The 15,147-nt window shown below is 54.3% G+C and carries 15 protein-coding genes; 12 read left to right on the top strand and 3 right to left on the bottom strand.

All coding sequences use genetic code 11. The features are described from left to right. Positions 1 to 58: 58 nt before the first annotated feature. Positions 59 to 679: a threonine export protein RhtC gene (gene rhtC, locus WFN87_RS19065; RefSeq protein WP_166879511.1), complete on the top strand. Its 621-nt coding sequence runs from the start codon at positions 59 to 61 to the stop codon at positions 677 to 679. On the opposite strand, the gene rhtB is transcribed toward rhtC, so the two are convergent. Then, complete coding sequence (gene rhtB, locus WFN87_RS19060; protein WP_008455495.1) at positions 680 to 1,300, bottom strand: homoserine/homoserine lactone efflux protein; 621 nt, start codon at positions 1,298 to 1,300, stop codon at positions 680 to 682. A 100-nt stretch (positions 1,301 to 1,400) separates the two neighbouring features. On the opposite strand from rhtB, the gene pldB reads away from it, so the two are divergent. The 3 genes from pldB (at position 1,401) to WFN87_RS19045 (ending at position 4,244) form a co-directional block, all read left to right on the top strand. Continuing rightward, positions 1,401 to 2,393, top strand: coding sequence for a lysophospholipase L2 (gene pldB, locus WFN87_RS19055; RefSeq protein WP_166995885.1), 993 nt, complete (start codon positions 1,401 to 1,403; stop codon positions 2,391 to 2,393). A 33-nt stretch (positions 2,394 to 2,426) separates the two neighbouring features. Further along, positions 2,427 to 3,233 carry a sugar/pyridoxal phosphate phosphatase YigL gene (gene yigL, locus WFN87_RS19050; RefSeq protein ID WP_008455489.1) on the top strand — a complete coding sequence of 269 codons (807 nt, stop codon included), beginning with the start codon at positions 2,427 to 2,429 and terminating at the stop codon, positions 3,231 to 3,233. A gap of 111 nt (positions 3,234 to 3,344) precedes the next feature. After that, positions 3,345 to 4,244, top strand: coding sequence for a carboxylate/amino acid/amine transporter (locus tag WFN87_RS19045; RefSeq protein ID WP_166879503.1), 900 nt, complete (start codon positions 3,345 to 3,347; stop codon positions 4,242 to 4,244). Here the strand turns inward: WFN87_RS19045 and metR are convergent. Then, on the bottom strand, positions 4,132 to 5,085 hold the full coding sequence (metR, locus tag WFN87_RS19040; protein ID WP_008455485.1) for an HTH-type transcriptional regulator MetR: 954 nt from the start codon (positions 5,083 to 5,085) through the stop codon (positions 4,132 to 4,134). The two genes, WFN87_RS19045 and metR, sit on opposite strands and share 113 nt — an antisense overlap. 117 nt (positions 5,086 to 5,202) lie before the next feature. Here metR and metE point away from each other — a divergent pair, with 117 nt between their 5' ends. The 3 genes from metE to WFN87_RS19025 all read left to right on the top strand — a co-directional run bounded on the left by metE (position 5,203) and on the right by WFN87_RS19025 (position 8,535). Further along, positions 5,203 to 7,464, top strand: coding sequence for a 5-methyltetrahydropteroyltriglutamate--homocysteine S-methyltransferase (gene metE / locus WFN87_RS19035; RefSeq protein WP_336983887.1), 2,262 nt, complete (start codon positions 5,203 to 5,205; stop codon positions 7,462 to 7,464). 209 nt (positions 7,465 to 7,673) lie between these two features. Then, on the top strand, positions 7,674 to 8,252 hold the full coding sequence (locus tag WFN87_RS19030) for a peptidoglycan-binding domain-containing protein (RefSeq protein WP_336983886.1): 579 nt from the start codon (positions 7,674 to 7,676) through the stop codon (positions 8,250 to 8,252). A gap of 1 nt (position 8,253) precedes the next feature. Further along, the gene (locus WFN87_RS19025) at positions 8,254 to 8,535 is read left to right on the top strand and encodes a hypothetical protein (RefSeq protein ID WP_336983885.1); all 282 of its coding nucleotides are present in this window, start codon (positions 8,254 to 8,256) and stop codon (positions 8,533 to 8,535) included. Between the two features lie 69 nt (positions 8,536 to 8,604). Here the strand turns inward: WFN87_RS19025 and WFN87_RS19020 are convergent, their stop codons facing one another. After that, positions 8,605 to 9,432, bottom strand: a complete 828-nt coding sequence (locus tag WFN87_RS19020) for a dienelactone hydrolase family protein (protein ID WP_312746720.1) — start codon at positions 9,430 to 9,432, stop codon at positions 8,605 to 8,607. 254 nt (positions 9,433 to 9,686) lie between these two features. Between WFN87_RS19020 and udp the strand changes: the two genes are divergently transcribed. The 5 genes from udp (at position 9,687) to ubiB (ending at position 15,140) form a co-directional block, all read left to right on the top strand. Next, a complete protein-coding gene (udp, locus tag WFN87_RS19015; RefSeq protein WP_008455474.1) occupies positions 9,687 to 10,448 on the top strand; it encodes a uridine phosphorylase in 762 nt (253 codons plus the stop codon). A gap of 141 nt (positions 10,449 to 10,589) precedes the next feature. Next, positions 10,590 to 12,023, top strand: a complete 1,434-nt coding sequence (gene rmuC / locus WFN87_RS19010; RefSeq protein WP_008455472.1) for a DNA recombination protein RmuC — start codon at positions 10,590 to 10,592, stop codon at positions 12,021 to 12,023. Between the two features lie 91 nt (positions 12,024 to 12,114). Continuing rightward, positions 12,115 to 12,885, top strand: a complete 771-nt coding sequence (gene ubiE / locus WFN87_RS19005) for a bifunctional demethylmenaquinone methyltransferase/2-methoxy-6-polyprenyl-1,4-benzoquinol methylase UbiE (RefSeq protein ID WP_008455469.1) — start codon at positions 12,115 to 12,117, stop codon at positions 12,883 to 12,885. Positions 12,886 to 12,897: 12 nt separating this feature from the next. Then, a complete protein-coding gene (ubiJ, locus tag WFN87_RS19000) occupies positions 12,898 to 13,503 on the top strand; it encodes a ubiquinone biosynthesis protein UbiJ (protein ID WP_166995899.1) in 606 nt (201 codons plus the stop codon). Beyond that, entirely contained in the window at positions 13,500 to 15,140 is a 1,641-nt protein-coding gene (gene ubiB, locus WFN87_RS18995; RefSeq protein ID WP_008455465.1) for a ubiquinone biosynthesis regulatory protein kinase UbiB, read from the top strand. The genes ubiJ and ubiB overlap by 4 nt, the downstream gene beginning before the upstream one ends. Positions 15,141 to 15,147 lie beyond the last annotated feature (7 nt).

The following is a 15,147-nucleotide window of genomic DNA, read 5'->3' as shown; positions in this document are numbered from 1 at the left end:
GCGAAGAAAAGTGGCAGGATAATGACTCTTCGAATTATCTGCACGCGAGCTATTCCCTATGTTAATGCTATTTCTGACCGTGGCGCTGGTGCACATCGTTGCCCTGATGAGCCCGGGGCCTGACTTTTTCTTTGTTTCCCAGACTGCCGTAAGCCGCTCTCGCAAAGAGGCGATGATGGGCGTGCTGGGGATCACCGCTGGCGTCATGGTTTGGGCAGGCGTGGCGCTGCTAGGCCTGCATCTTATCCTCGAAAAAATGGCCTGGCTGCATAACATCATCATGGTCGGCGGCGGGCTGTATCTTTGCTGGATGGGCTATCAGATGCTGCGCGGTGCATTCAAGAAAGAAGTTAAAAGCGAAGAAGCGCCAAAAGTCGAGCTGGCGAGCGGTGGGAAGAGCTTTGTGAAAGGGCTGCTGACGAACCTGGCTAACCCGAAAGCGATTATCTACTTCGGCAGCGTGTTCTCGCTTTTTGTTGGCGACAACGTGGGCAGCGCCGAGCGCTGGGGCCTGTTTGTGCTGATCGCGATTGAAACCTTCGCCTGGTTCACTATCGTGGCGAGCCTGTTCGCCTTACCAAAAATGCGTCGCGGCTATCAGCGCCTCGCCAAATGGATAGACGGTATGGCTGGCGCTCTGTTCACCGGGTTTGGTATTCACCTGATCATCTCCCGATAATCAGGCCTGGCGCGCTCCCGCAAGCAGCGCGCCAACCAGCATAAACAGCGAGCCAAAGACCCGGTTCAGGGCTTTCATCTGGCGCGGCCCTTTAATCCAGGCGGCAATCCGTTTGGCCAGGGTCGCATAGCCAATCATCACAATAATATCGACGACGACTGTGGTAACACCGAGAACAACGTACTGCATCGCCTGGGGCTGATGCGGGACGATAAACTGCGGGAACAGCGCGGCCAGAAACACGATGCTCTTCGGGTTGGTCAGGTTAACAAACACCGCTCGCTTGAACAGTTTGCTGCGCGGTTGCGTGGTGGCCAGCGTGTTTAAGTCCAGTGCACCAGCGGCTCTCCATTGCTGGATACCCAGCCAGATAAGATAGGCAACGCCCGCCCACTTCAGCACTTCAAAGGCCAGCAGCGAGCGTGAAAACAGGGCCCCAAGCCCAACGCCGACCAGCACAATATGCAGCGCCAGCCCGGTTTGCAGTCCGGTAATTGACGCTGCCGCACCGCGATAGCCGTGGCTGATAGCGGTAGTCATGGTATTGATGGCACCAGAGCCGGGGGAAAGGCTAAGAATTATTGTGGTTAGCAGATAGGTAAACCACCACTCGAAGGTCATGCGAAACTCCCTGAACGCGCGCTTTTATGCCACAATACGCTATTGTTGATAAGCGTGCCACGGGCCATAAAAAAACCACAGATACCTGATGCCGACCCCTATGTCTCAGCATAAAAATGGATGGTTAGAACGCGAAGGCGCATTTGCTGCTTTTGCCACGGGCCCACTGACGGACTTCTGGCGCAAGCGGGAAGAGCGCGAATTTACCGGCGTGGACGACGTGCCGGTTCGCTACGTTCGCTTCTGTTCACCGCAGCACGATCGCGTGATTGTGGTCTGCCCTGGTAGAATAGAAAGCTACGTGAAATATGCTGAGCTGGCGTATGACCTGTTCCACAGCGGGTTTGATGTGTTGATCATCGACCACCGCGGGCAGGGGCGTTCAGGACGCATGCTGTCGGACACCCACCGTGGCCACGTCGTCAACTTTAGTGACTATGTCGAAGATTTTGACCATTTTTACCAGCAGGAAGTGGCGTCAGGGCACTGGCGTAAACGCTACCTGTTGGCCCATTCGATGGGCGGCGCCATTGCCGCGTTATGGTTACAGCAAGCCCCGGGCGCTTTTGATGCGGTCGCGCTCTGCGCCCCGATGTTTGGTATTATCCTGCGCTGGCCGGAATGGATGGTGCGTCATATTCTTGACTGGGCCGAAGGGCATCCACGTATTCGGGAAGGATACGCCATTGGGACGGGCCGCTGGCGCGCACTGCCGTTTAGCGTTAACGTCCTGACCCACAGCGAAGAGCGGTACCGCCGCAGCCTGCGTTTTTATGCTGATGAGCCAGCATTACGGGTGGGCGGGCCAACGTTCCATTGGGTTCGAGAAGGGATCCTCGCCGGAGAAAAGGTGTTAGCAGGAGCCACTGCCATCACCACGCCGATCTTTTTACTCCAGGCGGAAGAGGAGCGAGTGGTCGATAACCGCGCGCACCAGCAATTCTGCGAAATTATGGCCGCGGCGGGCCACCCTTGTGAGGGGGAAACACCTTACGTCATTGAAGGCGCGTATCACGAGATCCTGTTTGAGAAGGACGCTATGCGAGCCAGAGCATTGTCTGCCGTGCTTGAGTTTTTCGACCGGCATAACTAATTGAAAATATCTCTCCAGAGGCTGAATATCCCTATGTACCACGTCGTTGCTTCAGATTTAGATGGCACCTTGCTGTCTCCCGATCATTTCCTCTCCGCTTACGCGAAAGAAACGTTAAAACTGCTCACCGCTGAAGGCGTTAACTTTGTTTTTGCCACCGGCCGTCACCATATCGATGTGGCGCAAATTCGCGACAATCTTGAGATCAAGGCGTACATGATCACCTCGAACGGCGCTCGCGTGCACGATACCGACGGCAACCTGTTCTTCTCTCACGATCTCGACCACGACATCGCTCAGGACTTGTTTGGCGTGGTGCATAACAACCCGGACATCGTGACCAACGTCTACAAAGGCGACGAGTGGTTTATGAACCGCCACCGCCCGGAAGAGATGAAGTATTTCCAGGAAGCAAAATTCAGCTACACCCTGTTTGAACCGGGCCTGCTGGAAGCCGACGGCGTCAGCAAAGTATTCTTTACCTGCGACGATCACGACACGCTGCTGCCGCTGGAACAGGCGATCAACGCCCGCTGGGGTGACCGCGTGAACGTCAGCTTCTCGACGCTGACCTGCCTGGAAGTGATGGCGGGCGGTGTTTCCAAAGGGCACGCGCTGGAAGCGGTCTCGAAAGCGATGGGTTACGGCCTGAAGGATTGCATTGCCTTTGGCGACGGCATGAACGACGCCGAGATGCTGAGCATGGCCGGTAAGGGCTGCATCATGGGCAACGCTCACCAGCGCCTGAAAGATCTGTTGCCGGAGCTGGAAGTGATTGGCACCAACGGCGACAACGCCGTGCCGCATTATCTGCGTAAGCTGTTCCTCAAGACTGAGTGATCGGCAAATGACGAGTGGTTAATAAGTGCCCACTCGTCAACTAAATAGTTAAGCCGATGTAGCCTCCTCTCAGTACAATGGCGCAATCTTGTTCGTTGTGGATTGCTCATTGTGCCATTACTCATCATTACCACGATTCTGTGGGCCTTCTCGTTTAGCCTGATTGGGGAGTACCTCGCCGGGCATGTGGACAGCTATTTCTCGGTGCTGATGCGCGTTGGCCTGGCGGCGCTGGTGTTTCTGCCGTTCCTGCGTTTTAAAGGCTACCCGCTCAAAACCCTGCTGCTGTACATGCTGGTGGGCGCGCTACAGCTGGGCGTGATGTACCTCTTCAGCTTCCGCGCTTACCTCTATCTCACGGTATCCGAATTCCTGCTTTTCACGGTAATGACGCCGCTGTACGTCACGCTGATTTACGACCTGCTGAGCGGCAATAAACTGCGCTGGGGCTATGCGCTGAGTGCGGGGCTGGCGGTGATTGGCGCGGCGATTATTCGTTACGATAAAGTCAGCGATCACTTCTGGATCGGCCTGCTGCTGGTGCAGGGGGCGAACATCTGCTTCGCTATCGGCATGGTGGGCTACAAGCGCCTGATGGAAACGCACCCGATGCCGCAGCACTGCGCGTTTTCGTGGTTCTATCTGGGGGCGTTTATTGTCGCCGTTGTTGCCTGGTTTGCGCTTGGCAATCCGCAGAAACTCCCCACCACGACGCTACAGTGGGGGATTTTGGTCTGGCTTGGCGTTGTCGCTTCCGGGTTGGGTTATTTTATGTGGAACTACGGTGCAACTCAGGTGGACGCCGGCACGCTCGGCATCATGAACAACGTGCACGTCCCGGCCGGGCTGCTGGTGAATCTTGCCATCTGGCAGGAGCAGCCCCACTGGCCGAGCTTTATTATTGGGGGAACGGTGATAATGGCCTCGCTGTGGGTACATCGCCGATGGGTCGCTCCGCGTTCTTCACAAACGGTAAATGGTCGCAGGCGTGCTGGCGCGTCGAGCGAATAAAAGCCTCGGTCACCGGCTGGCGCTGTTCGCCGTCACGTACCGCGGCGTAGAGGCGGCTCCATAAACCTTCACCCAGGGTTCTGGTCACAATCAGGCCCTGGTGCTCAAAACTTTCCACCACCCAATGCGGCAGGGCGGCAATCCCCATCCGCGCCGATACCATCTGAATCAGCAGCAGCGTGTTATCGACGTTTTTCAGCGACGGGCTAACTCCTGCTGGTTGCAGGAAATGACGCCAGATATCCATACGCTCACGCTGTACCGGGTAAATAAGCAGCGTTTCAAGCGTTAAATCTTCAGGCTCAATGCTCTCTTTCTTCGCCAATGGGTGGTCGGTCGCCATCACCAGGCGCACTTCAAAATCAAACATCGGCGAATAATGTAGCCCGCTGCGCGGCAAAATATCCGATGTCAGAACGATATCCAGCTCGCCCTGCTGCAGCGCAGGCTGCGGATCAAACGTAACGCCGGATTTAAAGTCCATCTCCACCTGCGGCCAGTGCTGGCGGAAATTTTCCAGCGCAGGCGTCAGCCACTGAATGCAGCTGTGGCACTCAATCGCAATGCGCAGCCGGGTTTGATGCGGCTCATTGCAGGCCTGCAGGGCGCGACCAATCTGCGGCAACACTTGTTCCGCCAGCTGCAGCAGAATCTCCCCCTGCGGCGTAAAGCGAAGTGGCTGACTTTTACGGATAAACAGGCGGAAGCCGAGCCGCTGCTCCAGATCGCTGAACTGGTGAGAGAGGGCCGACTGAGTCTGATGCAGGGCGGCAGCAGCGGCGGCCAGCGAACCGCTGTGTCGTAACGCTTGCAGCGTCCGCAGGTGTTTAATCTCGATCATGAAAGTCCTTCACTTCGGCATGAACAAATTGCGCTTGAGGATTATACAGTACCTGCTGATTATAGAAGTGTAAACATCTGGATGGCTAAATACATCGCACCGAATAGAGGAAAGACCATGACAATCCATAATCACACCCTGGGGTTCCCTCGCGTCGGCCTTAAGCGCGAGTTGAAAAAAGCACAAGAAAGCTACTGGGCAGGGAATACCTCCCGCGAAGAATTACTGGCGGTTGGCCGCGAACTGCGTGCCCGCCACTGGGACCAACAAAAACAAGCCGGCGTCGAATTACTGCCGGCGGGCGATTTCGCCTGGTACGACCATGTTCTGACCACCAGCCTGCTGCTCGGTAACGTACCGGCTCGTCATCAGAACAAAGACGGCAGCGTCGATATCGATACGCTGTTTCGCATCGGCCGTGGCCGGGCACCAACCGGCGAGCCTGCTGCTGCCGCAGAAATGACCAAATGGTTCAATACCAACTACCACTACATGGTGCCGGAATTTACTAAGGGGCAGCAGTTCAAACTGACCTGGACTCAGCTGCTGGAAGAAGTCGACGAGGCGCTTGCGCTGGGCCATAAGGTGAAACCTGTCCTGCTTGGGCCAGTGACTTACCTGTGGCTGGGCAAAGTGAAAGGCGAACAGTTTGATCGCCTGAGCCTGTTGAAAGATATTTTGCCGGTCTACCAGCAGGTGCTGGCCGAATTGGCGAAGCGTGGCGTTGAGTGGGTACAAATCGATGAGCCTGCGCTGGTGCTGGAGCTGCCAAAAGCATGGCTGGATGCCTTCAAACCCGCTTACGACGTGCTGACCGGCCAGGTGAAGCTGCTGCTTACCACCTACTTCGAAGGCGTGGGGCCAAACCTGAACACCATCACCGCGCTGCCGGTGCAGGGTCTGCACGTTGATTTTGTACATGGCAAAGATGACGTGAATGACATCCATAAGAAACTGCCTGCAAACTGGTTGCTGTCGGCGGGTGTTATCAACGGCCGTAACGTCTGGCGTGCCGATCTGACGGAGAAATATGCTCAGTTAAAAGACCTGGTGGGTAAACGTGAGCTGTGGGTGGCATCTTCCTGCTCCCTGCTGCACAGCCCAATTGACCTGAGCGTAGAAACTCGCCTGGATGCCGAAGTTAAAAGCTGGTTTGCTTTTGCCCTGCAGAAGTGTGCTGAGCTGTCCTTACTGACTGAAGCATTAAACAGTGGGAATACCGCCAAAATTGCTGAATGGAGCGCCCCGATTCAGGCTCGTCGTCAGTCCAAACGTGTACACAATGCCGCTGTCAGCGAGCGTCTGGCTAAAATTACCGCCCAGGACAGCCAGCGCCAGAATGCTTACACTGCCCGTGCAGCAGCCCAGCGTGAACGCTTCAACCTGCCGGCCTGGCCAACAACGACCATTGGCTCCTTCCCGCAAACAACTGAAATTCGCGGCCTGCGCCTGGACTTCAAAAAAGGCAAGCTGGACGCGAGCAACTATCGCACCGGTATCGCCGAACACATTAAGCAGGCGATTGTTGAGCAGGAACGTCTGGGCCTTGACGTGTTGGTGCATGGCGAAGCTGAGCGTAACGACATGGTTGAGTATTTCGGCGAACATCTGGATGGCTTCGTCTTTACTCAGAACGGCTGGGTGCAGAGCTACGGTTCCCGCTGCGTGAAACCTCCGATTGTTATCGGCGATATCAGCCGTCCGGAGCCGATCACCGTTGAGTGGGCCAAATACGCGCAGTCCCTGACCGACAAACCGGTTAAAGGCATGTTGACCGGTCCGGTGACGATTCTTTGCTGGTCCTTCCCGCGTGAAGATGTTTCCCGGGAGACTATCGCGAAGCAGATTGCGCTGGCCCTGCGTGACGAAGTAGCGGATCTGGAAGCCGCAGGTATCGGTATCATCCAGATTGATGAACCCGCCCTGCGTGAAGGTTTGCCGCTGCGCCAGTCCGACTGGCAGGCTTATCTGGAGTGGGGCGTGGAGGCCTTCCGTCTGAACGCCGCCGTGGTGCGAGATGACACCCAAATCCATACCCACATGTGCTACTGCGAGTTCAACGACATCATGGACTCCATTGCGGCGCTGGATGCGGACGTGATCACCATCGAAACTTCCCGTTCCGATATGGATCTGCTGGAGGCGTTTAAAGAGTTCGAATACCCGAATGAAATCGGGCCGGGTGTGTACGACATCCACTCTCCAAACGTTCCGGATGTGCAATGGATTGAAGCCCTGCTCAAGAAAGCGGCGGAATCTGTTCCGGCAGAGCGCCTGTGGGTTAACCCGGACTGCGGCCTGAAAACCCGTGGCTGGCCAGAAACCCGTGCGGCGCTGGCAAACATGGTGCAAGCGGCACACAACCTGCGCGAGGCTTAATACTAAAACGGAGGTGAGAGCCTCCGTTTTTCACACAGTTAAAATCACGCCCTCATCTCCCTGTTCACTAATGCATGCTAATGCCAGGAATAATGCCCTTACTCTTTTCTGAAAGTCGTATTTATCCAACATTCACCTTGTCACGCTGAATTTTTTCTTGAGAAGCTTACTGCGCAGTTTGTCTTTTTTTGTGAAATAAAAGGATACTTATGAAGCAGCTAAGCGGTGAAGGCTGGGTTAGTCGATTCCAGGGAAGTAGTGACACGCAAACCCTGAGTCCAATATTCCGGGCAAATGTTAATAATTTTCTAAAAAGCCTTGAAGATGCTGGCGTCAGGGTAACTATTTCGGCGACGTTACGTCCGCCGGAAAGGGCATATTTAATGCACTGGTCCTGGAAGCTGGCACGAGGCATAGTTGAACCCGCCAATATTCCTGAAAAATCGGGTGTGGAAATTGAATGGGTGCATAATGGTGCGAACGGAAAGGCTGACAGAAATAAAAGCATTAATGCGGCAAAAGCGATGGTCCGGGCTTATGGCATGTCCAATCTCAACGTTGCTCCGGCGTTAAGGAGCCGACATACGGAAGGCAATGCTATTGATATGACGCTGTCGTGGATGGGTAACCTGGAAATTAAAGATAATAAAGGTGAGACTGTTATTATCAAAACAATGCCCCGTGATGGCATGAATGCTCAATTACATGAAGTAGGGAAAAGCTTTGATGTGATAAAGTATCACGGCGGTGCTAACGATAAACCTCATTGGTCAACGGATGGTCGATAAAATGAATAAAAGCCTAATTTTCTGTGCGCTATTCTTTTTGGTTTCCTGCGCTCAGGCTGCGGATAAATATCCAAAAGACGTTACTGAGTTTCTAATAAATGCAGATGACTGCCAGCATTTATCTGGTGAATGGGATTCGAGCTTGCCAAAAGAGCAGCAAAAGGATATTGAAAAACAGGTTAATGTTATCTGTGGTAAAGCAAAATCGCAGCAGGGTGCTTTGAGAATTCGCTACCATAATGAAAAAAGTATTCTTGATGTGATTAACGAATACGATTTTTAGATGTCAGGGATATAACGGGCCGTGACGGACGGCCCGTTATGTTATGCAGTCCGGGGTAACCGACCGGCTTTACTTCCTTACTCCGTACCGTTTAAACCACGCCAGCATCCTTTCCCAGCCATCTTTGGCCGACGCTTCATGGTAGCTCGGGCGGTAGTCAGCGTTAAAAGCGTGCCCGGCTTCCGGGTAGACAATAATTTCCGCCCTGGCATTGGCCGCTCTTAGTGCCTGGCGCATGGTCTCAACGCTTTCCTGAGAAATCCCGGTATCCTGACCACCATAAAGGCCTAGCACTGGCGCATTAAGATTGACGGCGATATCTACCGGGTGGTGATGAGAGTTCAACGTTTTCTCACCCGTCAGCTTGCCGTACCAGGCGACGGCCGCTTTCAGCTGTGGATTGTGCGCCGCATAAAGCCAGGCAATTCGCCCGCCCCAGCAAAAACCGGTGACCATCAGGCGATGCGCATCGCCGCCGTTGCGTGAAGCCCAACTGGCCACATGATCAAGGTCGCCCAGCACCTGGTTATCCGGCACTTTTGAGACCAGGCCGCTTAACAACGTGGGGATATCGGCAAAATCTCCCGGTTCTCCCTGGCGAAAATAAAGCTCCGGGGCGATGGCCAGATAGCCTTCAAGCGCCAGTCGACGGCAGAGATCGCGGATATGTTCGTGAACGCCAAATATCTCCTGAATGACAATCACGACCGGCAGCGGGCCATCGGCATTTTTGGGCCTGGCGTGGTAAGCCGGCATATTGTCGCCCTGGCTTGGAATTGACGTTTCCCCAGAAAGAATAGTGTCGTCCGGCGTTAGCAAAGCGGTGGGGGCGATGGGGGATGCCGCCGGTGCGAAACCTTCGCCCGGTGTGTTATGTGTTGTTTGCTTTTGTTTCATGGTTTTCTCCGAACCAGCATTAGCGCAGTGTGATAACTATAGCCAGGATTAGTAGCAAATCTGGCGGGCAAAAAACGCCGTCAAAGTTCAAAAAATAGCCCGATTGACGCTTAATTGTGATGCTGATCGCATATGAATATACAAATAATGTAATTTGTTTCATCCAAAGTGAGCGTCATCACGAAATTATGCTCAGGGGTTCTGTAAAGTGTCGCTTTGCTTCTCCTGAAACCTACTCAACAGAGGAGTCTGTTATGTCCAAGTCTGATGTTTTCCATCTCGGCCTCACTAAAAATGACCTGCAAGGGGCTACGCTTGCCATCGTCCCTGGCGATCCTGAGCGTGTGGAAAAAATCGCCGCGCTGATGGACAAGCCGGTTAAGCTGGCTTCCCACCGTGAATTCACTTCCTGGCGTGCTGAACTCGACGGCAAGCCGGTTATCATCTGTTCTACCGGTATCGGCGGCCCATCTACCTCTATTGCCGTTGAAGAACTGGCACAGCTTGGCATTCGCACTTTCCTGCGCGTCGGGACTACCGGGGCGATTCAGCCGAACATCAACGTCGGCGATGTGCTCGTGACCACCGCATCTGTTCGCCTGGATGGTGCCAGCCTGCACTTCGCGCCAATGGAATACCCGGCTGTGGCAGACTTCGCATGTACTACCGCGCTGGTTGAAGCGGCAAAAGCCGTGGGCGCAACGACGCACATCGGCGTGACGGCATCCTCCGACACCTTCTACCCTGGTCAGGAGCGTTACGACACGCTCTCCGGCCGCGTAGTTAGCCGCTTCAAAGGCTCAATGAAAGAGTGGCAGGAAATGGGCGTGATGAACTATGAAATGGAATCCGCCACGCTGCTGACCATGTGCTCCAGCCAGGGTCTGCGTGCGGGTATGGTTGCCGGGGTCATCGTGAACCGTACTCAGCAAGAGATCCCTAACGCGGAAACCATGAAGAAAACGGAAAGTCACGCGGTGAAAATCGTGGTCGAGGCGGCGCGTCGCCTGCTGTAGTTTTGCTTTTCCGATCATAAGGCCGGCGCTCGCCGGCTTTTTTTATGCTTTGCGCGCTCCCTTCCGGAAAATCCCTTTTCATCTGGACATTTATACAGCAGAATTTTATTTTGCCGATGTTGGTATCGTTTTGGGGGAAGCATGGATATTTCACTGTTGTTTGGGCTGGGCATCGGGTTGGTGGGCTTGCTGACCGGCTGGCTTGTCGCCAGTCTGCGTGCGGCGCAGCGGTTGGCGGCTTTGCATGAAGAACAGCGTGAAATCTACGGTGAGCTTACAGCCGCGCGGCAGGAGCTTCAGCAAAACCAGCACTGGCGAGATGAGTGCGACCAGCTTAACCGTGAGGTCCGTGCTCAAATGGAAATTAACAGCGGGCAGGAAGCAGATATTCGTGAGCTGACCACGTTGCTCGAGCAAACCCGGCTCAATGCTGAAGACAAGCATCGCCAAATGCTTAACAGCGAGCAGCGCCTGAACGAGCAGTTTGAGAATCTGGCCCACCGTATTTTTGAGCAAAGCGGGCGTAAGGTTGAAGAGCAGAACCGCCAAAGCCTTAACGTGTTGCTTTCCCCACTTCGTGAACAGCTCGATGGCTTCCGACGCCAGGTCCAGGAGAGTTTTGGCCAGGAAGCACGCGAACGGCATACGTTGACGCACGAAATCCGTAACCTTCAGCAGCTCAATGCACAAATGGCGCAAGAGGCGCTCAATCTCACCAAAGCACTGAAGGGCGACAACAAAACCCAGGGTAACTGGGGGGAAGTGGTGTTAACTCGGGTATTGGAAGCTTCTGGCCTGCGTGAAGGGCATGAATACCAGACTCAGGTGAACATCCAGCTTGAAAACAACAGTCGTATGCAGCCGGATGTTATCGTCCGCCTGCCTCAGGGCAAAGACGTTGTTATTGATGCAAAAATGACGCTGGTGGCCTATGAGCGTTACTTCAATGGTGAAGATGAACTCACGCGTGAAAGTGCGCTGAATGAGCACATCACCGCTATCCGCAGCCATATTCGCCTGCTGGGGCGCAAAGATTACCAACAGCTACCGGGGCTACGTTCGCTGGACTATGTGTTGATGTTTATTCCCGTTGAGCCCGCTTTCCTGCTGGCTATCGACAGGCAGCCTGAACTGATTAGCGAAGCGCTGAAAAATAACATTATGCTGGTGAGCCCGACGACGCTGCTGGTGGCGCTGCGCACTATTGCCAATCTGTGGCGCTATGAACATCAAAGCCGTAACGCCCAGCAAATCGCCGACAGGGCGGGGCGCCTGTACGATAAAATGCGCCTGTTCGTGGATGATATGTCTGCGATTGGGCAAAGTCTCGATAAGGCGCAGGATAACTACCGGCAGGCGATGAAAAAACTTTCATCCGGCCGTGGGAATATCCTGGTTCAGGCGGATGCGTTTCGCGGACTTGGCGTAGAAGTCAAACGTGAGATGAATCCAGATCTGGTCGAGCGCGCTCGTCAGGAAGATGAGGATGATTCGGCTCGACTGGGCCATGCGGGCGAAGAACCTGAGGCTGAATTCGATACTTTGTCTTCATCGCGCACGGGTGAAGAGCGTTAAACTGAGGCTGAGTAGCACGGTTGAATCATAGGGCTTTCACGCCCATTCTGTTACACTTCCCGAACATTTTCTTTATTAAGCAGGCATTGAGATGGTTGATGAATCCCAGGAGTCCGGATCCCAGGAAACAACGCACTTTGGCTTCCGTACCGTAGCTAAAGAGCAAAAGGTCGATATGGTGGCGAACGTGTTCCACTCTGTTGCGGCGAAATACGACGTAATGAACGACCTGATGTCTTTTGGTATCCACAGGTTGTGGAAACGCTACACGATAGACTGCAGTGGCGTACGTCGTGGCCAGCGCGTGCTGGATCTTGCGGGCGGTACGGGCGATCTGACGGCGAAATTTTCTCGCCTGGTTGGTGAGACAGGTGAAGTCGTATTGGCCGATATTAACGATTCGATGCTGAAAATGGGGCGTGAAAAGCTGCGCAATATCGGCATTGTGGGGAACGTCAGATACGTGCAGGCTAACGCCGAAGCGCTGCCATTCCCGGACAACACCTTTGACTGCATCACCATCTCCTTTGGCCTGCGTAACGTCACGGATAAAGACGCTGCATTGCGCTCTATGTTCCGCGTTCTCAAACCCGGTGGCCGCCTGCTGGTGCTTGAGTTCTCCAAACCAGCTTTCGAGCCGCTGAACAAAGCCTACGACGCGTATTCCTTCCACATTCTGCCGCGCATCGGTGAAATGGTCGCTCAGGACGGCGAAAGCTATCGCTACCTGGCAGAATCCATTCGCATGCACCCGGATCAGGAAACGCTGAAAGGCATGATGGAAGAAGCCGGGTTTGAAAACACCACCTATTACAATATGACCGGTGGGATTGTCGCCCTGCACCGTGGCTATAAATTCTAACAGGGAGCCGCGATGCCATTTATGTCGCTGATGACTGCCGGAATTGAAGGTGTGCTGAACACCTTCCTCTGGCGCGATCGTAGCCTGAAATCCGCGCGTCAACGCCTGCAGGGCAAGACGTTGCGCGTTAGCCTGAAAGAATTTTCAGCGCCGCTGGTGCTGGTGTTCAGTGAACAACAGCTGGACGTACTGAGCCAGTGGGAAGGTGAGGCGGATTGTAGCGTCACAACCCATATAGGCGTGCTGCCGAAACTGCGCGATCGCCAGCAACTTACCGCTCTGATTCGCAGCGGTGAACTTGACGTGGCAGGTGACATTCAGGTTGTACAAAATCTGGCATCGCTGATGGATCTCGCGGAGTTTGATCCTGCGGAACTGCTGGCTCCGTATATAGGCGATATTGCCTCTGAAGGTATCAGTAAGTTTGCGCGTCATGGCGGAAAGCTGCTGAAAAAAGGATTGATCCGCAATCAGCAGTATCTGGGAGAAGCGCTCACCGAAGAGTGGCGCGTTGCGCCTGGCTCACTTGAAGTGGCCTGGTTTGCAGAGGAAACCGAAGCGCTGGCACGCTCGGCGGACGCACTCAGCAAACGGCTGGATAAGCTGGAGGGCAAATGACGCCAGGAGAAATTCGCCGCCTTTATTTCATTGTCCGTACCTTTCTGAGCTATGGCCTTGATGAACTGATTCCCAAAATGCGCATTACGCTGCCGTTACGTTTGTGGCGGCGTTGCCTGTTCTGGATGCCGAATCGTCACCGTGATAAGCCTTTGGGAGAACGTCTACGCCTTGCGCTGCAGGAGCTCGGTCCCGTTTGGATCAAGTTTGGTCAGATGCTTTCTACCCGTCGCGATCTGTTCCCACCGATCATTGCTGACCAACTGGCTATGTTGCAGGACAGAGTTGCGCCTTTTGACGGTGCGTTGGCGAAGAAACAGATTGAACTGGCGATGGGCGGCATTCCCGTTGAAAGTTGGTTCGACGATTTTGACATCAAGCCTCTGGCCTCTGCCTCCATTGCTCAGGTGCATACCGCACGCCTGAAAGAGAGCGGCAAAGAGGTCGTGATTAAGGTCATTCGGCCTGATATCCTGCCGGTGATCAAAGCCGATATGAAGCTTATCTATCGCCTCGCCCGTTGGGTGCCGCGTTTGCTGCCGGATGGCCGTCGTCTCCGCCCGCTGGAAGTGGTGCGTGAATACGAAAAAACGCTGATCGATGAGTTAAACCTGCTGCGTGAAGCGGCGAACGCCATCCAACTGCGGCGTAACTTCGAAAATAGCCCGATGCTGTATGTGCCGGAGGTTTATTCGGACTACTGCACCGAGAACATGATGGTGATGGAGCGGATTTACGGGGTTCCGGTCTCTGACACCGTTGCGCTCGAAGCTCAGGGCACCAACATGAAGCTGCTTGCCGAACGTGGCGTGCAGGTCTTCTTTACGCAGGTCTTCCGCGACAGCTTCTTCCATGCGGACATGCATCCGGGCAACATTTTCGTGAGCTACGACCACCCGGAAGATCCGCAATACATTGGTATCGACTGCGGTATCGTGGGCTCGCTGAACAAAGACGATAAGCGCTATCTGGCAGAAAACTTTATTGCCTTCTTCAACCGGGATTACCGCAAGGTAGCCGAGCTGCATGTGGACTCTGGCTGGGTGCCGGCAGATACGAATGTCGAAGAGTTCGAGTTTGCGATTCGCACCGTGTGTGAACCTATTTTTGAGAAGCCGCTGGCGGAGATCTCCTTTGGCCATGTGCTGCTGAACCTGTTCAATACCGCGCGTCGTTTCAACATGGAAGTTCAGCCGCAGTTAGTTTTACTGCAGAAGACCCTTTTATACGTCGAAGGCGTCGGTAGGCAGCTTTATCCGCAGCTGGATCTGTGGAAAACGGCGAAACCTTTCCTGGAAAGCTGGATCAAAGATCAGGTTGGTATTCCTGCTCTGGTACGTGCTTTCAAAGAAAAAGCGCCTTTTTGGGTGGAAAAAATGCCGGAATTGCCGGAACTGGTGTACAACAGTTTGCGCCAGGGCAAGCAATTACAGCTTAGCGTTGATAAAATTCAGCGCGACCTGCAACTTCATCACGTGCGGCAGGGACAGTCGCGTTACCTGTTCGGCATCGGTGCCACGCTTATATTGAGCGGGACGCTGCTGCTGATCAACAAACCTGAGTGGGACTTTATGCCTGCCTGGTTGATGGCGGGGGGAATCGTTGTCTGGCTGATTGGCTGGCGGCGCTCTGCCTGAACTTTAA

The organism is Cedecea sp. AS113 (assembly GCF_037152415.1).
Classification (GTDB): Bacteria; Pseudomonadota; Gammaproteobacteria; order Enterobacterales; family Enterobacteriaceae; genus Cedecea.
This window is presented reverse-complemented; position numbering and strand designations above follow the sequence as displayed.